At 61.4% G+C, this 21804-nt stretch carries 13 protein-coding genes; 8 read left to right on the top strand and 5 right to left on the bottom strand.

What is annotated here, in order from left to right; translation table 11 throughout:
• The first annotated feature begins 305 nt into the window (after nt 1–305).
• The 6 genes from GGR38_RS15255 to GGR38_RS15230 all read left to right on the top strand — a co-directional run bounded on the left by GGR38_RS15255 (nt 306) and on the right by GGR38_RS15230 (nt 11382).
• Nucleotides 306–2063, top strand: coding sequence for a tannase/feruloyl esterase family alpha/beta hydrolase (locus tag GGR38_RS15255; protein ID WP_183627059.1), 1758 nt, complete (start codon nt 306–308; stop codon nt 2061–2063).
• Between the two features lie 379 nt (nt 2064–2442).
• Nucleotides 2443–5361: a TonB-dependent receptor plug domain-containing protein gene (locus tag GGR38_RS15250; RefSeq protein WP_183627058.1), complete on the top strand. Its 2919-nt coding sequence runs from the start codon at nt 2443–2445 to the stop codon at nt 5359–5361.
• Between the two features lie 593 nt (nt 5362–5954).
• Nucleotides 5955–6191: a hypothetical protein gene (locus tag GGR38_RS15245; protein ID WP_183627057.1), complete on the top strand. Its 237-nt coding sequence runs from the start codon at nt 5955–5957 to the stop codon at nt 6189–6191.
• 55 nt (nt 6192–6246) lie between these two features.
• Nucleotides 6247–8760 (top strand): DUF1592 domain-containing protein, encoded by a 2514-nt coding sequence (locus GGR38_RS15240; RefSeq protein WP_183627056.1) that lies wholly within the window; start codon nt 6247–6249, stop codon nt 8758–8760.
• Nucleotides 8757–10091, top strand: a complete 1335-nt coding sequence (locus tag GGR38_RS15235) for a DUF1552 domain-containing protein (protein WP_183627055.1) — start codon at nt 8757–8759, stop codon at nt 10089–10091. The genes GGR38_RS15240 and GGR38_RS15235 overlap by 4 nt, the downstream gene beginning before the upstream one ends.
• Nucleotides 10084–11382, top strand: coding sequence for an ankyrin repeat domain-containing protein (locus GGR38_RS15230; protein WP_183627054.1), 1299 nt, complete (start codon nt 10084–10086; stop codon nt 11380–11382). Before GGR38_RS15235 ends, GGR38_RS15230 begins: the two co-directional genes overlap by 8 nt.
• A 214-nt stretch (nt 11383–11596) precedes the next feature.
• Here GGR38_RS15230 and GGR38_RS15225 read toward each other — a convergent pair whose 3' ends face one another.
• The 4 genes from GGR38_RS15225 to GGR38_RS15210 form a co-directional block, all read right to left on the bottom strand.
• Entirely contained in the window at nt 11597–11803 is a 207-nt protein-coding gene (locus GGR38_RS15225; RefSeq protein WP_221227120.1) for a hypothetical protein, read from the bottom strand.
• A 107-nt stretch (nt 11804–11910) separates the two neighbouring features.
• Entirely contained in the window at nt 11911–13500 is a 1590-nt protein-coding gene (locus tag GGR38_RS15220) for a sulfatase-like hydrolase/transferase (protein WP_246404741.1), read from the bottom strand.
• A gap of 10 nt (nt 13501–13510) precedes the next feature.
• Nucleotides 13511–15037, bottom strand: coding sequence for a carboxylesterase/lipase family protein (locus GGR38_RS15215; RefSeq protein WP_343059122.1), 1527 nt, complete (start codon nt 15035–15037; stop codon nt 13511–13513).
• A gap of 188 nt (nt 15038–15225) precedes the next feature.
• A complete protein-coding gene (locus GGR38_RS15210; RefSeq protein ID WP_183627052.1) occupies nt 15226–18075 on the bottom strand; it encodes a TonB-dependent receptor domain-containing protein in 2850 nt (949 codons plus the stop codon).
• Between the two features lie 532 nt (nt 18076–18607).
• Here GGR38_RS15210 and GGR38_RS15205 point away from each other — a divergent pair.
• The gene (locus tag GGR38_RS15205) at nt 18608–19540 is read left to right on the top strand and encodes a LysR family transcriptional regulator (protein ID WP_183627051.1); all 933 of its coding nucleotides are present in this window, start codon (nt 18608–18610) and stop codon (nt 19538–19540) included.
• A gap of 130 nt (nt 19541–19670) precedes the next feature.
• Here the strand turns inward: GGR38_RS15205 and GGR38_RS15200 are convergent, their stop codons facing one another.
• Nucleotides 19671–20621 (bottom strand): NAD-dependent epimerase/dehydratase family protein, encoded by a 951-nt coding sequence (locus tag GGR38_RS15200; protein ID WP_183627050.1) that lies wholly within the window; start codon nt 20619–20621, stop codon nt 19671–19673.
• Between the two features lie 90 nt (nt 20622–20711).
• On the opposite strand from GGR38_RS15200, the gene GGR38_RS15195 reads away from it, so the two are divergent.
• Complete coding sequence (locus GGR38_RS15195; RefSeq protein ID WP_183627048.1) at nt 20712–21602, top strand: LysR family transcriptional regulator; 891 nt, start codon at nt 20712–20714, stop codon at nt 21600–21602.
• Nucleotides 21603–21804: the final 202 nt, after the last annotated feature.

Below are 21804 nucleotides of genomic sequence, written 5' to 3'. Positions count from 1 at the left end.
GGAATATTGTTCACCCACGTCGAAATGTGGCTGCTCAGTGCCAAAGCCGGGTCGACACGGTGACCTTGCTGCTCCGTTTCGCGTCAAAGCATCTGCCCCGGCTAGCCGCTTTACCCGTTGAGCATGAAGCTATGCCATTTATGGATTGGTTTGCGGCGGCGCAAGCGACTACTCCTGCCTTCCAGCCGACTTTCGTACCGGCAAATGAACAGAAAAATGTGGGAGACGCCGCAATGCCTGACGGCCGGAACATCAAGTTTTGCGCGATCTCGCTGAGTGTCGTTTCCTTTGGCCTATCTTGTTGCATGACAGGCTCCGCCGCGGCCGCCCCTGCTGCTGCACCCACCTCCAAAGATCCGGCTCTGCGCTGCGCGGATCTGGCGTCGATCTCCATTCCTGCCGCGCTGCTGGGCGAACCTTCCGCAGGGGCAAAAGTGGTGGCCGCCCAATTCCACAAGGCGGGCGAAATCAAATTGCAAGGGCTGGACGGCAGCGCGACATTTCAGACCCCGGACTATTGCGAAGTGCGGTTCGACATCCTGCCCCGCGATCCTCAGGCGCCGCTGATCCATTCGCAGGTCAATCTGCCCATTCCATGGAACGGCAAGAAGCTGCAATTTGGCGGCAGCGGCTATAACGGTTTCCTGCAGACCGGGGTTCAGCCCAGCCGCAATGCCCCGATCCATGCCGAATTGCCGCTGAAGCGCGGCTATATGACGGCGGGCACCGATTCCGGCCATCAGATCACGATCACCGGGCCGGGCGCCGATCAACGCGGCAGCGGGGCCTCGGCCGGTTCGGCCGGCGATGATCCTCGGGCCGCCTCGGCGCGCCAATATGCCTTTGCCGGGAATGACGAGGCGCTGCGCAATTTCGGCTATGCCGCCTATAAAAAGACCCATGATGCCGCCGTGGCGCTGGGGCTCATGTTCTATGGCCGCAAACCGGCGCGCAGCTATTATCTGGGCGGTTCGGAGGGCGGACGCGAGGCCATGACCATGGCCCAGCGCTATCCGAAGGATTATGATGGGATCATCGCCATCGACCCGGTGATGAACTGGACCGGATTGCAGACTTTCAGCAACCATATCGGCGGACAGTTACAGGCTGTGCCCGATGGCTGGCTGGGCACGAAAACGCAGCTGCTGGCACAGGTCGTACGCGACACCTGCGATGCCGCCGACGGGCTGGCCGACAAAGTGATCAGCGCGCCGACCGCCTGCCTCATGCCCGTGGCAAAAGCCTTGGAAAGCCCTCGCTGTCCCTCGGGCGCAGACGAAGGCCCAACCTGCTTTTCCGAGGCTCAGCTTGCCGTCATCCGGGCGGCGCATCGTGGCTATGATTTCCCCTTTCCTCTGGCCAATGGGGTGACGCATTACGCCGGTTATCTGCCCGGCAGCGAGGATCTGCCGGGCGCATGGTCCAAGTGGGAAGCAGGCACAACAAGACCCACCGCCGCCAATCCCGACGATCCCTCGGTCAGCCGCCTGTATCAGTTAGGCAGCGTCTATGTGCGCCATTTCATCGCCCGCGATTCAGCCTTCAACACGCTGATCTATGATCCACGCAATTTCCAGAAGCGGGTGCTGGAAGTCTCGCGCATCATGGATGCCACGAACCCGGATCTGCACGCCTTTCATGCCCGAGGCGGCAAGCTGATCCTGCGCGAGGATCTGGCCGATTCCGGACAGGGGCCATTCAATTCGCTGCAATATCGCGATGCGGTGGCACACCTGATGGGGCAAAAGGCCACCGATGCCTTCTTTGCCGCCTATGTCGCCACCGGCCTGCCGCATACGTCGGGGGGGATTGATCCGGGCACGCCGGGCGCCCCGGCCTATGGCATTCCGGGCCGGATCGACTTGCTCGATGTTCTGGAGAATTGGGTGGAGCGGGGCGTCAAGCCGGGCGCCGGGCTGATGCTGACACTGCATGACGGAGCCCGGCCAGAACAGGTGATCGCCTCCAAGCCCATGTGCCGCTATGGTACTTGGCCCTATTTCACCGGAACGCCGGGTGAAGGCGCGAATGGCGCGAAATATATGTGCCGAACGGCGCACTAGGGCGAGATCAGCTCCGATTGCATCGCGTCTGTAGCCGGCTGAAAGCGCTTTGGGCCGGGTCGGGACCGCGTATGGCGCCAGTTCGCCCGACCGCGCCGACATCAGGATCGGACCGGGGGCGCACACCCTTTCGTCAACATAATAACAATTGTTATTGAACAGTTTTCCTCGCTCAAAGCATTCGCCCCGACCATCTCCATCCGGCATCAATTGATGCCGGATCAGAATGGCTGTGCCATCTGATTGAAATTCACATCTGTGGAAAATTCTCCTATACGAATTCTTGTGTCAGGTTATCCATTGCCCCGCCAATGTGCGCCGCATCTTTCCCGCGCCGCCTGACCCGATCGAAAACGAAAACAAAATCATGGAGGTCTGCATGAGAGGATCCATTCTGGCTTCGGCCAGCTCGCTTTGCCTTGGGTTGTTGCTGATGCCTCAAACCGGATGGGCGCAAACCGGCGACACGCCGCAGGCCAATGGCGCCGAGGCGATTGTCGTGACCGGATCGCGCATCGCCCGGCGCGACTATGTGGCGCAAAGCCCGATCGTCACCACCAGCCGACAGATGATCGAAAACACCGGCACGGCCACGATTGATGCCGCCCTGCTGCAAATGCCCCAGTTCCAGCCGGGCACCGGGGGCTTTACGAATTCCAGTTCGGGCGGGGCGGGCATCGGGCAATCCACGCTCAACCTGCGCGGGCTGACGGCGGTGCGCACGCTGGTGCTGCTGGATGGGCGGCGGCTGCAACCGGGCAATGCCTCGAATGTCATCGACATCAACTCGCTGCCCACCTCGGCGATTTCGGGCACGGAGGTGATCACCGGCGGTGCCTCGGCCACCTATGGTTCGGACGCCATCGCGGGCGTGGTCAACTTCAAGCTCTATCACAGCTTTCAGGGGCTGCGCATTGATGGGCAATCAGGAATCAGCGAAAGGGGCGATGCATCCTCCAAGCAGATTTCGGCCATCACCGGCACCAAATTTGCCGATGGCAAGGGGTCGATCATGTTGGCGGGCGAATATTCGGATCGCGGCGGGCTGACCTATCGCGACCGGCCTTTCTCCACGCCCTCGGGTTCATACAACGCCACGCTGCCCAACGCCGCCTATGTCGTTTCGGGCAGCAACCTGCCTTCGCAGGCCGCAGTCAATGCAGTTTATGCCAATTACGGCGTTCCGGCGGGCGCGGTGGCGCGCACGGTCCAGCAAGGCGTCAATGGCGACGGCACGCTGTTTGTGAATAACACGGCCAATGCCTATAATTACCGGGCCGACAATGCCCCCTGCATGTATCAGTCGGGCACGCTGGTGCGTTATGACGGGCTGTGCACCAACACGCTGCAGCTTCCCCTCACCCGCTATGCCTTTCTGGGCCGTGCGGAATATGAGGTCAGCCCCTCGCTCAAGCTGTTCGTTCAGGGGCAATTCGCCCGCAGCATTTCCGTCGCGCAGGGCAGCCATCCGCAATTGGCCTCGGCAGGTTCGAGTTCCTTCACGATCCCGATGAGCAATCCCTTTATCCCCGCCGATCTGCGCACGCTGCTGCTCAGCCGCCCCAATCCCACTGCCACTTTCGAGATAACCAAGCGCATAACGGACGGCGGGGTGCGCCATTATCGCGATGTGTCCGACACCTATCAGATCGTGGCCGGGGCCGAGGGGGTCATTCCGGGCATCAACTGGAACTTTGAACTTTACGGATCGCATGGGCGGACCAGTTTTTCCGACACATCCTATGACGGCTCCTACTCTCTCTCGGCCATCCGCCAGTTGGTCAATGCCGCCGACGGCGGGGCCAGCCAGTGCACCGGCGGGCTGAACCTTTTTTCCAACGCCCCGATCTCGGCCTCCTGCCTCTCCTTCATCCAGCGCAAGACGCTGAGCAAGACCTCCATCGGGCAGGATGAACTGGCCGCCAATGTGACCGGCAGCCTGTTCAAGCTGCCCGCAGGCGATGTCAAAGTGGCGCTGAGCGGCAATTATCGCAGCAACACCTTTACATCTGACCCCGACCCGCTGCTCCAGATCGGCGATATCGCGGCGGTCAACGGCATTCCCGCCATCCGGGGCAACACCAAGGTTTCCGAAGCCGCCATCGAAGTGCTGGTGCCGGTGCTCTCCGACCTGCCGCTGATCAAGGCTCTGAATTTCACCGGTGGCTATCGCTATTCGCATTACAACCTGTTTGGCGGGGTCAGCACCTACAAGCTGAGCGCGGACTGGCGCATTGCCGATCCGCTGCTGCTGCGCGGCGGCTATCAGAAGGCGGTGCGCGCGCCCAATATCGGCGAGCTGTTCCTGCCTGCCTCGGCAGGCGTGGCCAATTTGGGCACGCTGGGCGATCCGTGCACCGCGGGCAGCAGCTATCGCACCGGCGCCAATGCGGCCTCCGTGCGCTCGCTCTGCATTGCCTCTGGCGTGCCGTCCTCGCTGGTCGACAGTTTCAACGGCGCCGCCGCCATTCCGGCCACCACCCAGGGCAATGTCAACCTGCGCCCCGAAAAGGCTGATTCCTATACATTCGGCGCGGTGTTCCAACCGACGTTCGCCGGCACGGCCTTCCGCCGGATGAACCTGTCGGTCGACTATTACAGGATGAACATCAATCAGGCGATTTCCACGATCGATGTGCCTACCTCGATCGCCAAATGTTTCAATTCCGATGGGTCCAATCCCACCTATGATGCCAACAACCTCTATTGCCAGAACGTGGTGCGCAACAGTTCGACCGGTCAAATTTCCAATTCCTATCAGGCGCTGCTGAATATCGGCGCCATCAAGACGGCAGGCATCGACGTCGCTTTTGACTGGTCAATCCCGTTCGAGGCGCTGAAAATGGGTCCGGGTTCGTTCGACGTCAATTTCACGCTGAACTACCTCGACACGTTCAAGATCCAGGCCTCGCCCAACAGTCCGTTTCAGGAGGCAGCCGGGACCATTGTCGGGCCCAGCAGCACGGGGCAATCCTATGCCAAATGGAAATATTCGGGCACATTCATGGCCAATCGCGGCAAGGCCAGCCTTGGCCTGCGCTGGCGGCATATCTCGTCCTTCAAGGATTCCTCGGCCATTACCAATCCGGCCACGACCGTTCCGGGCACGCCCGCCTATGACTATTTCGACATCATCGGCCGGCTGAAAGTGAACGACCGGTTCGAACTGCGCGGGGGCATCACCAATGTGGGCGACCGCAATCCTCCGGCCGTTCAGGGCACATCGGGGATGACCAACATGGGCATCTATGACGTGATCCGTCGCTCCTTCTACCTTGGCTTCAAGGCCACGCTTTGATCCGACGCGGAGCAGGAGCATCATGCTCCTGCTCCGCTGGACAATTGCTCGCTGGCTATAAAGAGCTAAATCTACCATCAGCGCAATTTCGCCCCTAAACGCTTCAAGCTCTTCACAAATACCTTCTCTCAGCCATATGAAAAGAAAGGAATTTGTGATGGACATTCGCGCCAGATTTATTGGACTCGCCCCTTCGACGGACACCGGCGATCCAACTGACTGCTCTTGGCTTGCGAAGACTGCCGCAATAGCTGTCGGAGCCGCGGGTTTCTTCATCTTGCTCGCATTTTACTTTCGCGCATGGTGAACAGGAAGCCGAGATCAATATTTCGCGGACTGATTGAGACGGTCACAAATTAGCGTCGCGTGATTTCGTCATGGGTTAAGGCACTGCTTTGTCGCAAATCCACTGCGCCGCATTGATACCTGTCCGACAATCGAGCCCGACCATCGACAACGCGTTCTTCAGCCTTAACAATTTCCCCAGGCTGCCCAGCACGATCAATGGGGCCGTATCGGCCCCATTGATCGTGCTGGAACAGATTTGCGCAGATCAGCCTCGCTGAACAATTTCGGGGGCGACACAAATCGTCGTGGAAGATTATTACGATGACGGCAGCGGCAAGCAGCCGCGCTGCTATCCGGTCAATGCGGTCAACTCAACTGTGGAGGTCATCGCCACAGGCCAGAACCGGACTTTGCTCATCATGGCAACGCTCTGGGTCATGGCGCCCTATCTGGGGATGGCCGCGCAGTCGCAAAGAGTGCTCTATTTTTGCGTACGGCTTATGGCAATAACGGCAATAGACGGCAACGCCGCAAGCGATTAGCCCGAGACCGCGCCGCACAGGGACGCGCCATACCAACCATCGGGATCTGCATATCATGCGCCGCATCGGGGCAAACCATTTCGGACGCGCGGGCCTGATGGCCAGCCTGTTGGCGCTCGCGGCCACAGGCGCCCTGCATTCGGCGCAAACCCCTTCAACGCCGCCCCATCTGGCGCTGACCTTCAACGACAAGGCCGCGCTGTCGATGATCGAGGATTACTGCGCCTCATGCCACAACGGTATTGACGAGGCCGGATCGCTCTCTTTCGACGACCTGCGGGGGGATGACATACCGCAGGGCAGGCGAACCGAAATCTGGGAAGCGATCCTGCGCAAGGTGTCGCAGGATGAAATGCCGCCCCATAGCAAGCGCCAGCCCTCGCCCGAAATGCGCGCCGCCTTTGTGCGCTGGGTGGCCGCGGGGCGCGATGCCTTTGCCGCAGCGCATCCTGATCCGGGCCGGGCCACGCTGCGGCGTTTGAACCGGGTGGAATATGCAGCCGCCGTACGCGATCTGCTGGCCCTGGATGTCGACGTCTCGCGCGAATTGCCGCAGGACAATTCGGGCTATGGTTTCGACAATATCGCTGATGTCCTTTCGGTCTCGCCCACGCTGGTGGAACGCTATGTGGCAGTGGGCACGAAGGTGGCGCGTCTGGCCACCGGGATTGATCGGCCGCGCGCCTCGGTTGCCAGCTATATCGTGCCCAAGGACGGCTCGACCATGAATTCCGGCCGCCCGGCCTATAACGAAAGGATGACCGAAGATCTGCCGCCCGCCTCGCGCGGGGGCGGGATCATGAATTTCTATGCCCGGGCGGCGGGCGATTATGATGTGGTGGGCTGGCTCAACGCCAACACCAACAATGAAAGCGACCGCCTGCCGCAGGACCGGGTGAGCGCGCGGGTGCGGCTGGGCGCGGGGGCGCACCGGATCGGCATGGCCTTCCGCCGCGATGTGGCGCCCGATGAAAGCGTCCAGTTCCTGCGCAACAATCTGGATGCAGTGCCGTTGCCGGTGAACAAGCCGGTGATGCTGCCGCTCTATGTGCTGGTGGACGGACGGCGGGCGGCCACGCTGATGGTGCCCTCCTATCGGCTGTCGGACCGTTATGCGCAGCAGAATTTCCCGCGCGATGTGATGGAAATCGACGTGGCGGGGCCGACCGCCATCACCGGGGCGCAGGACACGCCAAGCCGACGTCGCATCTTTACCTGCCACCCGGCCGATGCGGCGCAGGAAGATGGCTGCGCAAGGCAAATTCTGGGGAGGCTGGCCTGGCGTGCCTATCGCCGCGCAACCACCCCGGATGATCTTTCGCCTCTGCTGCACGCCTATCGCGATGAACGCGCCGCAAGCGGCCAGTTTGAGCGCGGGATAGAGGCGGGCGTGGCCGCACTGCTGGTATCCCCTCATTTCCTGTTTCAGGCCGAGAGCGATCCGGCGGGAGGCGTCCCCGGCACCGTCCATCCCGTGGCGGACCGCGATCTGGCCACGCGCCTCTCGTTGTTCCTGTGGAGCAGCCTGCCCGATGAAACGCTGCTGCGCCTGGCTGAAACGCATCAGTTGCACCGGCCGGACGTTCTGGCCGCGCAGGCGATGCGGATGCTGGATGATCCGCGTGCGAAGGCTTTGACGCAACACTTTGCGGGCCAGTGGCTCTATCTGCGCAATCTGGATCAGCAACGCCCCGACACCGATATCTTCCCCCAATTCGACACGCGGCTGCGCGGCGCGATGGCGGCGGAAACCGAATTGTTCTTTGCCCATCTTGTCAAAACCAACGGCAGCCTGCTCGACTTTCTCTCCAGCGATTACACCTTCCTCAACCAGCGCCTTGCCGAACATTACGGCATTCCCGGCGTGCGCGGCACCGCCATGCGCAAGGTGGCGCTCGATCCGCGCTGGGGCCGGGGCGGATTGCTGGGACAGGCCAGCATCCTGACCGTCACCTCTTATGGCAATCACACCAGCGTGGTGAAGCGCGGCAAATGGGTGCTGGAAAACCTGCTTTCCTCGCCGCCCCCTCCTCCTCCGCCCGATGTGCCCGCGCTGAAAACCACGCATGACGGCAAATTGCTGTCGGCGCGCGAGCAACTCGAACTGCACCGCGCCGATCCGGCCTGCGCGGCATGTCATGTGCGGATGGACCCGATCGGTTTTGCCATGGAAAATTATGATGCCATCGGCGCGCGCCGCACGATGGATGCAGGGCAGGTGATCGACGCCGGCGCCACGCTGCCTGACGGCACGCGCTTTGCGGGCCTGCCGGGGCTGCGCAACATCCTGCTGGCGCGCAAGGATCAGTTTACGCAGGCCTTCACCGAAAAGCTGATGACCTATGCGCTGGGGCGCGGGATCATTGCGGGCGACCGGCCCCAGATCCGAGCCATCGCCCGCATGGCCCAAGCCGACAATTTCCGCATCCGCACCGTCATTCGCGGCATTGTTCTATCCGATGCCTTCCGCCTGCGCAAAGTTCCCGCCGGGGCCGCGCAGATGACCTTGAACACCACCACCTTGAACACCGCCACCTTGAACACAAACGGGGGGAGCCTTCGCCCATGATGATCCCGCACCCCATCCTTTCCCGCCGCACCCTGCTGCGCGGGGCAGGCGCCGCCATGGCCCTGCCCTTTCTGGAGGCGATGGCGCCTTCGGCCAAGGCCGCCGACCGCATGGCCCGACCGCGCCGTCTGTTCGTGTTCTATACGCCCAACGGCATGATGATGGACCAGTTCCGCCCCGCCGCAACGGGGATGGATTATGCGCTGACGCCCACCCTTGGCCCGTTGGAAAAATTCAAAAGCCGGATGAGCGTGATCACCGGCCTTGGCCATCCGCAGGCCGCCGCGATGGGCGATCTGTCGGCGGGCCATGGGCGCTCGTGCCCCGCCTTCCTGACGGGCACCCATGTGCGCCAGACCGAGGGCACCGACATACGCTGCGCGATTTCGATGGATCAGGCCTATGCCCGCCATATCGGCGATGCGACGGCGCTGCCCTCGATCGAGGCGGGGATCGACCAGCCCAGCCTGCTGGGCAGTTGCGACATTGGCTATAGCTGCGCCTATACCAATGGATTGTCGTGGATGAACCCCACCGTGCCGCTGCCCGTGGCGGCCAATCCGGCGGAGATTTTCGAGCGCATGTTCGGCGATGGCGACGCGGTGGATGCCGCCGCCCAGGCCGCGCGGCTGCGTCGTCAGGCCAGCCTGCTCGATTTCGTGCGCGAGGATGCGGCACGCCTCAACCGGCAATTGGGCATGGAGGACCGGCGCAAGCTGGACGAATATCTGACCGCCACGCGCGACATCGAGCGCCGCATCCAGCGCGCCGCCAAGGCCCCGATGGCACAGGCCGGAATCGAGCGCCCGGCGGGCATTCCCGACAGTTTCGATGAGCATGTCCGCCTGATGCTGGATCTTCAGGTGCTGGCCATGCAGGCCGACATCACGCGCGTCGCCACCTTTATGGCCGGACGCGAGATCAGCAACCGCACCTATCCCGAAATCGGCGTGCCTGATTCCCACCACATGCTTAGCCATCACGGACAGATGGCGGAGAAGAAGGTGAAGCTGGCGCAGATCAATCGGTATCATATGACCTATTTTGCCTATATGCTGGAAAAGCTGGACAGTGCGCGCGATGGCGATGCCAGCCTGCTCGACACCAGTTTCGTGCTGCGCGGATCGGCCTTTGGCGATTCCAACGATCATGATTTCATGGATCTGCCCATAGTGGTGGCGGGCGGGTTGGTGCGCCATATCGGCCATGCACGGGTGGAAAAGGGCACCACTATGTCGAACCTGCTGCTGACCGGGTTACAGGCGGTGGGGATGCCTGTCGAAAAATTTGGCGACAGCACCGGCGCGCTGAAGGAATTGGCCCTTGCGTAAGGTTTGGCTGCTGGCCGCGCTTGTGGCCGCGCCGCTTCAGGCGCAGGAATTGGCCGACGCGATACGTCTGGGTGACGAGCTCGGGGTGGCGGCCTCGCTGGCACAGACCAATCGCCCTCTGGCCTATGGCGAAACGCCGCTGATGCTGGCCGTGTCGCATCAGGATCGCGCGGCGGTCCGCACGCTGATCCGGGCCGGGGCGCGGGTCAATGCCGTGGATCAGGATGGCGTGGGCGCATTATGGCTGGCCTGCGAAATGGGCGATGCGGGCATTATCGGGGCTTTGCTGGATGCGAGGGCCGATCCGCGCCGCGCACGCAACGATGGCGCCACGCCCCTGCATCTGTGCGCCCGTTTCGCGCCTGCCTCGGTGGTGGAGCGGATGGCCCAAGGCGGGGTCGATCTGCGCGATGCGCGGGGGCAAACGCCTTTGATGTGGGCGGCATCCTCCGGCCGGGCAGAGGCGGTCTCGGCCTTGCTGCGGGCCGGGGCTTCGGCAAGATCGGTGTCGCAGGGTGGTTTTACCCCTTTGCTCTTTGCGGTGAAATCGGGGGATGTTGCGGCGGTCTCCGCCTTGCTGGCGGCGGGCTCCGATGCAACGGTGCGCGGGCCGGAAAACACCAGCGCGGCGCAATTGGCCGCCTATCAGGGGCGCTGGGATGTGCTGCGCCTGTTGATCGAACGCGGGGGCGTCGATCTGAACGAGCGCGACCGCGAAGGCTGGCAATTGCTGCACCGGGCCGCTGCCGGGGGCGATGTGGGCCTGATCCGCCTGCTGATCGCCCGGGGTGCAGCGGTGGAGGGTCTGTCCGGCCATTCGCGCATCACATGGGTGACCGAGGCCAATTTCGGTGTGCCGCCGCCGCCGGTGCCGCCCAAAGTGCCGCTGCTCATGGCCGCCGAAGCCGGTCAGGCCGAGGCGATGAAAGCGCTGATTACGGCAGGGGCCAAAGCGCATTTCGTGGCGCAGGATGGCGAGAACCTGTTGATCGCGGCGGCCCGCAGCCGGACACTGACCGCGCTGGATGCCGCGCTGACGGCCCTGCCCCGGCCTGATATGACCGATGCCAAAGGAAACAGCGCGCTGCATGTGCTGGCGGGCAGCAGGCCTGCGGCGGACCTGGCCGCGATGTTCATGGCGATGGCGCGGGCTGGGGCGCGGCCTGATCTGGCCAATGCGCGCGGCGCCACGCCCGCCAAAATCGCGGCCGGTGCGCAGACCGAAGTGCGCAACGCCTTCTTTGCCGCCTTTCCTCAGGCGCAGGCGGGGCGGGCTTCTCCGGCGACATAAGGCGGGGAAGCCTGCTGCGCCTCACCCACCAGGGCGCCGCAGGCCGCGCAGGACACACGGCTGCCCAGCGCTGTGGTCGCCGCCGTCGAGCCAGACAAACCGGCAGGAAAGGCATCGGAAAAATCTGGCATTTGGCCTGATCCGCTCCCCTTCGAACATATGCTCCACCGTGAAGCGTTCCTTGCCAAGTGGTTGGTAGCGGAACTGCCATAGTTTAGGCGGATACGTTGATCGCCGCCGGCTGGACCGTCTTGGGCGGGATCGCGAGGGCGTCTCCGCCGCGCTCAAACTTCTGATCACGCAAAACGCCGAGCGGGAATGCCTCGATCACATAGTCCTGGCTGCCGTCGTCACGGGCCTGAATCTGGAAGTTCTCAATGATGGCGACCAGTACCCCATTCTCACTGTCGGCGATCTTCAAATAAGAGCCGACGCGGAGAGATTTCTCAGCAATCCTGAAATTCGCACCGACTGAATAGCATATCCTTTAAGTGCCTTGGCTTCCGCACTCTTGCATAAGTTCGCACCTCAACGGGAATTTGCAATGCCATCCTTCTTCAATTTCGGCATAATATAGAACTCAGGCGTATCACGCCCATCGCGTGCAATTGGCGGCACTCCGGTCGTGGAAATGTAATGGGCCATAAGATTGTCTGCCATCGCTTCCCGAACCTGCTTCATCTTCGGGTCATCGATCAGATTGCGCAGTTCCAGAGGATCGCGCTTGCGATCGTAAAGCTCATATTGCCCACCGGGTCGCGCCACAAATTTATAGGCCGAGGTCGTCACAGCCGCCGCGCGCCTGACGGTCGCAGGCTGCTCATTCTGCAAGTCATGCTTGGCCGTGTAGAGATTGGCAGGCCCCTCCATAGGCGGTTCAAACGCCTGAGGCTCGAACGTGTCATAGCCCGCCTCGGTATAGGCGGCGCGCGTGGGATCGCCTGCTGAACCCATGATCTGCGGCATCAGGCTTTGGGCAAAATGAGTATGCTTTGCCTGAACGCGGCCAGCCTCCAGCATGGTGGCCATGACATCATAGAGTTCAACCATTTCAGAGACCACATGCCCCTGCGCCCCGCCCGGCATGCGGATCATCAGCGGCACATGGGTCAGATTGCTCTCCAGCCCGCCCGGCCATTTTTCCACCATGCCATAGTCTCCCGCATAATCGCCATGATCGGACGATGCGATGACCATCGTATCCTTGGCCCGGCCGGTGCGCTCAACGGCCTCCATCAATTGGCCAAACAGCCAATCGGCATAGCTGACCTGACCATAATAGGTGGCGCGAACCTGACGGAAATCGGCATCACCGGCCTGATCGAGATGATAGGCCTTGCGCACCGCGTCATGAAACATCGGCTTTTTGCCCAACCCTGGCGGCGCCAGCGGCGGCAGCGCTTCCGGCTTGTAGAGATCGTGGAAGCCTTGCGGCGCCAGATAGGGCGGATGCGGTTGGTTAAGCGCGATGAACAGGCAGAACGGCTTATCCCGCTCGCCCCGCTCAAGGAGTTTGATCGCCTGCTGGATCAGCAGATAGTCCGAAGTGGCCTTGGGATCGACCTTCGCGTTGATCAGCATCAGGTTGGGCTTGCCCAAATCGAAGGCGGGACCACGCCCCCCTGCGCGAGCCCAAGTGTTCACCTCGCCATGCCATTCGGTCAGGCTCAGCGGAAAGCTCTCAGGCGCCAGCGCATCATTCTTGCCCAGCCAGAACGTGTCATAGCCGCCATCCTTGAGATAGCGGAACAGGTTGGGCTCATCACGGCGCAGGAAATAGTAGAGGCTGCGATGCCCGGTGTTTGACACCGGCAGACCGGTCAGCAAGCTGCATCGGGATGCGCCGCAAACCGGATGCTGGACATGGCAATCGGCGAAGCGGGTGCCCTGCCGGGCAAAGGCATCCAGATTGGGCGTTTTGCACAAGGGATTGCCATAGGAACCCAGCGCATCGGCGCGGCATTCATCCATGAAGAAGAGAATCATGTTGGGCCGCCCCGCCCCTTCCTTCGGGGCCGCCATGGCCGGACCGAACATGGCGCTGGCAATGCCCCCGGCCACCCCGCCCAACACGTCCCTGCGCCCCAGATTCATGGATTTGCGTGTTTGATCAGACATGATGTGCCTTTCAGTCCCTGAGAGCGCCGCCCGTTGCCTTGGGCAGGTTATCCTTGCGAAAGAATTCGAACTTGCGGCGATCCGGCCATTGGGCGGCCTTGGCCAATGCTCCAAGCTGGAGCAAAACCGGGGCATTCGCCGCATAAGACTGCCAATGCAGAGTGGCCGTGTCCGGATTGCCGCTGCGCGCAAAGGCGACAAGCGATTGGGTCATGGCCTTGCTGAAACCGGCATCATCTGCGGTCCATGCACGCGTTTTGCGATAGCGGTTGAAGCTTTCCAGCGTGCCCAGCCAAAAGGGCACTTCGGAGGTGTGATAGGCCCCCGCCGTGGCCGGATCGAGATCGGAAAAGCTGACATTCGCGGCATAGGTATGAGGCCGCGCGAATTCATAGGAATAAACCTTGGCGCGGCCATGGGCGGTCATGGCATCGGCCCATATGCCCATCGCAGACGCCATGGTGCCATCGCGATCGGCGGCGGTCGCCTGCAGGTGGGCCTCGGCATCATTGGCGGCGGGGTAAAGCGCCAGAAACTCGCCAGCGCGGCTGCCGTATCGGGCTTCGGCCTTGGCCCTGTAATCGGCCAGATCCCTGACCGGCCCCAAACCGCCAAAGGATTCATCATGGGTAAAGCCGATAAGAGCGGGCACGTCATGATGCCTACCGCCGGCGAATATCTGCTCCACGCTTTGGGGCAGGACATAGCCATCCTGCGATGGCCCGATCTTTGGGCCATCGGCCGTGCGGGGCACCACGATCCGGTCAGCAGGCATCGCGCGCAATTCAGCAAGGCTTTTGGCGCGCAGGGCGGATTGCAGCTTGATCCCCTCGCGCTCCGCTTCGGCCAGCGGCGAGGTCGCGCTGGGGCCGCCTGCCAGAGCGCCGCTCATGCCCACCACGCGGTGGAACAGATGCGCGGCAAGCGGGCTGGCCTGAAGGACCTGCACCGACATGGAGCCTGCCGATTGGCCCATGATCGTGACATTGGCCGGATCGCCACCAAACCGGGCAATGTTGCGCTGAACCCATTTCAGCGCCGCGATCTGGTCGAGAAAGGCATAATTGCCCGATGTCCTGTGGGGCGATTCCGCCGACAGTTCCGGATGGGCCATAAAGCCCAGCGCGCCCAGTCGATAGTTGAAATTGACGAAAACGGCGCCGGCCTTGCTGACCGCTTCACCGCCATAAATCGGCATGCCGGAAGAGCCGATATAGAAACCGCCGCCGTGAATAAAGGCGATCACCGGCGCATTTTTCAGCCCGGGTCGCGTCCATACGTTGAGATAGAGACAATCCTCGCTGGTGATTTCCGCACCGGAATATTGATTGGCCCGCAGGTTACGCTGGGGCTGCATACATTGCGGCGCATAGCGATCCGCGTGATAGATGCTTTGCCATACTGGCACCGGCTGGGGATCTTTCCAGCGCAGATCACGCACCGGCGGGGCGGCATAGGGAATGCCCAGAAAGACCTGCCCCCCGGACGCAAGGTTGGCCCCCTCCACCCGGCCGCTGTCGATCGTGACCGCAGGCACAGAAGCCTTTGCCGGGGAATGGGCCGCAAAGGCGGGGGAAGCAGAGACAACCAACATACATGCAAGAGCAAGCCGGAACGTCATGGCGGCGGCACCTTTGACCAGAATGGAAGCACAGATTTTGGCGCCAGCCCCGTCCCCCAACGGGGCTGGCGCATACCGGGCGAAATGGCTCGCCCGGCCGGACATCAGAACTTGAAGCGCACGCCGCCCTTATAGGTACGCCCCATCAGGTCGTAATAGGCGCTGCCATTGGCAGGCAGCGGCGGGTCCTTGTCCAGCAGGTTGGCGACGTTGAAATAGACCATGTACCGGCGGTCCGGGCCAAAGCTGTAACGCAGGCCAAGATCGACATAGGCCACTGCCGGAATGTTGTTATTGCTGATGCTGGTGCTCAGCGCAGGGTTGTAGCCCGCCTGATCCGGCCCGAACTGGCCGTTATTCTGGTGCGAGGGCGAGACATAGCGGATATTACCGTTGATGCCGAACCGTCCCACCTCATAATCAAGCGTGGTGTTGACCAGCCATTTGGGCAGCCCCGCCGGACCACCGAAAGCCGCCCCCGTTTGCCCTGCACGGTCGATGCCGTTGGGGAATAGGGTGGAAATATCGGTCGAGGACCAGAACGACATGACATGGGTTGCCAACATGTTGACCGTCAGGCGGCCCTTCAGCCCGAATTCCTCCATGGGTTGGCGATAGGTGGCCTGGAAGTCCAGACCCTTGGTGCGGAATACCGCCACATTGGCCGTCACGCCCTGCACGCCCGTCATCTGCCCGGCCACAGGATCATTGTTGGCAAAGCTGATGAGCGAGCACCACGAATTGCCGGTATAGGTCCCGCCGATGAAGCAGTTGTTGACCACGCCCTGCGTGCTTGTCGACGTGATCGCGCCTTCGATGCGGATGTTGTAGTAATCCGCCGACAGGTTGAGCTTGCGGAAGAACGAGGGCCGCCAGGTCACACCCACGGTCTGGGTGGTGGAGGTTTCAGGCTTCAGATTGAGATTGCCGCCCACGATGAAGCCGGCATTGTTGGTAGGCCGCGCCACACCGTTGCGCGGATCGGTGGGCAGAGGCAGGGATTGGGTCTGGGGCGTGTAAAGCTCGATCAGGTTGGGCGCGCGGATATCGCGCGAACGCGTCGCACGGAACATCAGCCCGTCCACCACTTCCCAGGTCAGGCCCGCCTTCCATGTCGTCACGCTGCCCGATGTGCTGTAATCGGTGATGCGGGCCGCGCCGTTAAACTCGATCTTTTTGGCAAAGGACATGTCGCGCGCCAACGGCACGATGGTTTCAATATAGGCTTCCTTCACGTTCTGGCTGACCGTGGGCAGCGATGAACCGGTGCCCGACAGCCACCCGGAAGCCTGTGAGATCGCATCGGTCACCAGACGCACTGATTCCTTGCGATATTCCGCGCCCACGCCTACCGAAACCGGCCCGGCCCAGGTCGAGAAAGGCTCGCCCTGAAGATTGGCGGCAACGTCATGCAGCACGGTCTTGCCCGAACCGGTGGCGGTGCCAAGGATGTAGCTCGCCGCCGCCGCAGAGACGTTCGGGCTGCCCAGAATATTGATCGGCGCGCAGCCCGCTGCCACCGCCGCCGCGTTGCGACACACAATCTGGCCGCCCACATTGACCGCATCCAGCGCATTGCGGAAATTGGCACTGTTGAATGTGTTACCGATGGTGACATGTGATGTGTTCTGGCCGAACAGGTAGGACACGTCCCATTTCCAGTTCGCTCCAAACCGGCCCTTCAGCCCGGTCTGCACACGCACCAGTTCGTTCTGGATGGTGCGAACGCTGGGGCCGAAACCCTGGCCCGAATAGCCGAGCGAGAGGCCGCCTGCAGGCACCAGCGCCAGTTGCGCCGGGGTCAGCGCCTGCGCCAGATAGGCATTGTCCTTGGCAATGGTCAGCCCCGGCCCCGCGCCTGCGCCATCGCGACGGATGATGAGAATGCCGGTCGTCTTCACATTGGAATAGAGCGGCTCGACATAGGCCGTCAGATTGTCGTTCACATCAAACGAAACCTTGCCCATCGCGTTATAGCGCGTCTGGGCCGGGCGCAATTGCTGGGTGTTCAGGTTGTTGATGCCCGCGGCCGCGTTGGCGGCAAGGCTGCTGGGGGTGAAGAAATCGAGGCTGGCGGTCATGTTGCTAAGGCCGCGATTGAAGGTCGTGGTGGTGACCCCGCCATTGGCGCCCGGCACAAAGGCCAGCCCCTGCAGAGCGCCCGGCGTCAGGATCAGGCCACCGCTGGTGGCGGTGCCGAAATAATTGCCATAGGGGGCAAGGATCGTGTTGGGCGTGCCGGTCGGGCGGTTGGTGATGGTGGCGTTGTTCCACGCATCGCGGCCCCATGCGCGGGCGGTGTTATAGGCTGCCGTGCCGCCATCGTCATTATATTCGCCGCCCACCACGATATGACCCCGGCCATCGGCGAATTTCGCGCCATAAGCCAGCGTGGCGAACTTGTTTTTGGCATCGCCATAGCGGGTTTCGCCATATTGGGCCGAACCCTTGAGGCCGACAAAGCGGTCGTCGATCTGGAAATTGATGACGCCCGCGATCGCGTCCGAACCATAGGCCGCCGAAGCGCCGCCCGTCACCACATCGGAGTTTTTGATGAGTACGGTGGGGATGGTGTTAAGGTCCGTCGTGCCCGCCGTAGTGGTGACACCGGGCACCATGGTCTGCGGCATCCGCCCGCGATCAAGCAAAACGAGCGTGCGGATCGGACCAAGGCCGCGCAAATCCGCCAGAAACGCCCCGGTATTGCCCAAACCGCCCGCATTGGGCGATACGGCTGCACGGAACGCGGGAACGGCATTAAGCGCATCGCCGATGTTGACCGTGGCACGTTGCTGGATGAAGTCCTGCCCGATGACCGTGGTCGGCGTGGGCGCGGTATAGCCATCGCGGGCAATGCGCGTGGCGGTCACCACGATATCGCTGGCCTGAACGGCATCGGACGCACCTTGCGCAAAGGAGGCCATCGGCAAAGAGAGAGCGGCCGCACTGACCATTAAGGCAAGGCGCCTTGCAATCACCCTTTGCGCCATCCTGCATGAGCGGGCGTTGAACGAAAGCTCTGGGTAACTCATCCGAAAGATCTCCCCCATTTGGCCATCCAAAGGCCATTATTGGTTTGACCTCTTTTTAGCTTTCTGGTTTCATTCAAGATAACGCTAAATGTGAATGCATGATGATCAAAAAATGTGATAGCTGCGCTCTAACTGGTTCCATCAAAACAGATTTCATCACGGATAAACCCCATAGGAGGAACAAATTTTGAGGAAATGTGACAGTTTCCGTCAAAATCGTTCAACCTCGCGCTACAAATTGTTCGTCGGGATAGGCGATGGCAGGATCGACATTCGTCCATTTCGGTCTATCCAATCGCCCCATATTGCTCAGACATTATCGACCGGATTTTGAGTGAACCCTAAGCTTTCGGGTACGATGCAACAGCCCAAAGCGATGCGAAAGTGATCTGGTCGAACAAAAAAGGCAAAGAATGGAAAGCCAATTTCCAATTTACGCCGGAGAGAGGGACTCATGAGACTTGACCAATTCGACCTAAATCTTCTGATCGCCTTTGATGTGTTGATCCGTGAGCGCAATGTCACCAGGGCCGCCAACAGCCTGCATATGACCCAATCAGCGATGAGCGCAGCACTCAAACGGCTGCGAGATTCTTTCGGTGACGATATTCTGGTTCAGCATGGCAAGAAAATGATCCCCACAGCCCATGCCATTGCACTGGCCCCGGAAATCAGCGCAACCATTCAAAGTTTGCGCAATCTTATTGCCTCGGCCACGACTTTTGACCCTGCGGTGTCCGCGCGGCGCTTTCGCATCGCCGCGTCGGATTATATAACTACTGTATTAGTAACCCCATTGCTGACAACGCTGCAACAAGCCGCACCGCTGATCGAATTCGAACTCTTGCTGCCCGGCCCCCATTCCGGACGTGCCATGGACGATGGCGAACTCGACCTTCTGTTGACCCCTCAACAATTTCTAGCCAAGGATCATCCGGCCGATTTTCTGTTCAGCGAACGCCATGTGGTTGTGGGCTGCGCCAACAATCCTGTTTTTCAGCGGCCACTGACCATTGAGGCCTTCGAAAAGTGCGGCCATGTCGCTGTGGAAATTGAGGGCAATCCGGTCTTTATCGAGGCAGCCATCAAAGCCGCAGGCGATCGCCGACGGATCGAGGTTGTGGCTTCATCCTTTCTTCAGGTGCCATGGATGTTGCGTGGGACAAACCGTCTGGCGCTGATCCATGAACGTCTGGCCATGCTGCTTGAACGCCCCTTCTCTCTTGCCATCGCAGATTGCCCGATCAATCTTCCGGCCATGAACGAAATGATGCAGTATCATTCGGCCAGAACGGGAGATCAGGGACTGCTCTGGCTTCGCGAGCGCCTGAGGGAAGCGGCCACCCAGAGCATTCCCAGGCGTCACACCCTTGCAACAATGGTATGAGGTTGTGCTATAAAGAACTCGCGGCGGCTGGCGCATTGCGTTGACTGCAATGGATGGCCTCGCTCATCCCGGCCAAGTACGATCTTCGGCGCCAATAAACCGGACCTACTGCCGCCCCGTGCTAGGCGCATCAAGGCAGGCATCTCATAGCGGTCAGGGTCGTGTGGACGGCCTGATCCAGAGGCGTATGCGGTTCGGCGCCAAGGGTCGCGACGAGGCGCGCATTATTCAGGCGAACCGGCTTCTGCCAGAGATAGCGCATTTCCATCATCTCACGCGGAGTTACGGCAAACAGCGCCGCCACGCGGATCAGCCACCAGGGCAAAGCCCCAACCCGCACCCTGGGTTGGCCCAGAACTTTCACGATCATGTTGGTCATGGCCGTGCCGGTCGCATCCCAGTGGCCATCCATATGGTATGTTTCAAAGGGCTGAAGCGTGTCGCGTTCGACAAGGCGCACCATCGTTTCTGCAACATCGGGCAAATAGGCCCATTGGTGCCCTGTCCCACCCCTGCCCGGATTGCGAATGATGCCGGGGCGCGCGCCCGGCTTGGCCAGCCCTTGGGCAAACCAGTTATTGGCCGCATCGGGGCCAAAGAAATCGCCGGCCCGCACGATCAGCACGCGGATATCACCGGCCTCGGCGGCAAGGCGCAGTCGCCGCTCCATCTCGACGCGGATCGCACCTTTGCGGGTAGATGGCCGTTGCGGCGCCGTTTCGTCGATCAAAGGAAAGACATCCGGCCCGTAATTGTAAACCGTTCCGGGCAGCAGGACGCGCGCAGCATTCGCGCTGGCCGCCGCAATGGTGTTGTCCAGCATCGGCAACACCAGCCTGTCCCAGTCGCGATAGCCCGGCGGGTTGACCGCGTGAACGATCAGTTGGGCTCCCTGCGCGGCATGGGCGACAGTTTCACCATTGAGCGCATCACCGATAAACGGAATAAGCCGAGCCGGTAAGCGCGCGGCGCTCTCTGCGCGAACCAGCGCCCTTACCGTCCAGCCTGCATCCAGCAGCCTGCGCGCCACAGCCCCGCCAATGCCGCCTGTTGCCCCCAATACCAATGCAATTCGTTCCATGTCTGCCTCCTCGTTTCACACGCAGGAAGATGATCGACATGGCCTCTCAACGAAATTGACAGAATATGGGTATTCACTATACGAAAATAGATGAGCACGGAACCGAGCTGGGATCTCTACCGCACCTTCGCCGCCGTACTGCGGGAGGGTTCTCTGTCGGCGGCCGCACGCGCTCTTGGCATCACACAGCCCAGTGTAGCTCGGCATATCGAGGCGTTTGAACAGGCGGTGGGCGGCAAGCTGTTCCTGCGTTCGCAACGTGGCCTGTCGCCAACGGATCGCGCTCTGGCCCTGCAACCCTATGCCGAGGAACTGGTCGCGGCCAGCGCCGCCATGCTGCGCACCGCCTCGGCTGATCCGGAAGACATCGCCGGAACCGTTCGCATCAGCGCAAGCGAAATTGTCGCCACAGAGCATCTGCCGCCCATGCTTGCCGCCATCAGGCGTCAATATCCCAAGCTGTCGATCGAACTTGTGGCAAGCGATGCTGTCGATGATCTGCTGCAACGCCGTGCGGATATCGCGATCCGCATGGTCGATCCTGTCCAGCAGGCACTGGTCGCGCGCAGGATCGGCACAGTGCAACTCGGTCTTTATGCCCATCGCGACTATCTCGACCGGCGCGGCCGCCCGCAATCCATCGCCGAACTGCCCGGGCACGACCTGATCGGGGTGGACAGAAACAGCAGCCTTTCCCGCGCGATATCAGGCGCCCTGCCCGGCATCGAACATGGCGATTTCACGCTGCGGACGGACAACACGGTCGTCCATCTGGCCGCCATCCGCGCGGGATTTGGCATCGGCATCTGTCAAACGCGCATTGCGGCTCGGGATATGGCGCTCGTGTCGGTTCTTCCGGATGCTTTCGCCTTCGGCCTGCCGCTCTGGATTGTCATGCATGAAGACCTGCGCAGCAGTGCCCGATGCCGGACAGTGTTCAACGCCCTTGCCGTCGATCTGCGAGATGTCGTGAATACGTGAGCTATTCGCCCGCAGAGCCGGCATCGACAGACCTGATTGTGCTCATCGAAAACGGCAAAATATTCATACCCTGAGAATGGCTTAGGCCTGCCAATGGCACGAGCGCATTCAAGCCGGGAAAGTTAAGGATGGCACATTGGTAACTTTAGGATAAGGGGCGTTCGCCGCGCGGCCGTGCGTGACCACTCACGGCTGACCAAAC

Origin of the sequence: Novosphingobium sediminicola (assembly GCF_014196525.1) — a bacterium.
GTDB classification, from domain to species: domain Bacteria; phylum Pseudomonadota; class Alphaproteobacteria; order Sphingomonadales; family Sphingomonadaceae; genus Novosphingobium; species Novosphingobium sediminicola.
The sequence above is the reverse complement of the archived record's forward strand: the minus strand, read 5'-3'. Positions and strand labels throughout refer to the sequence as shown.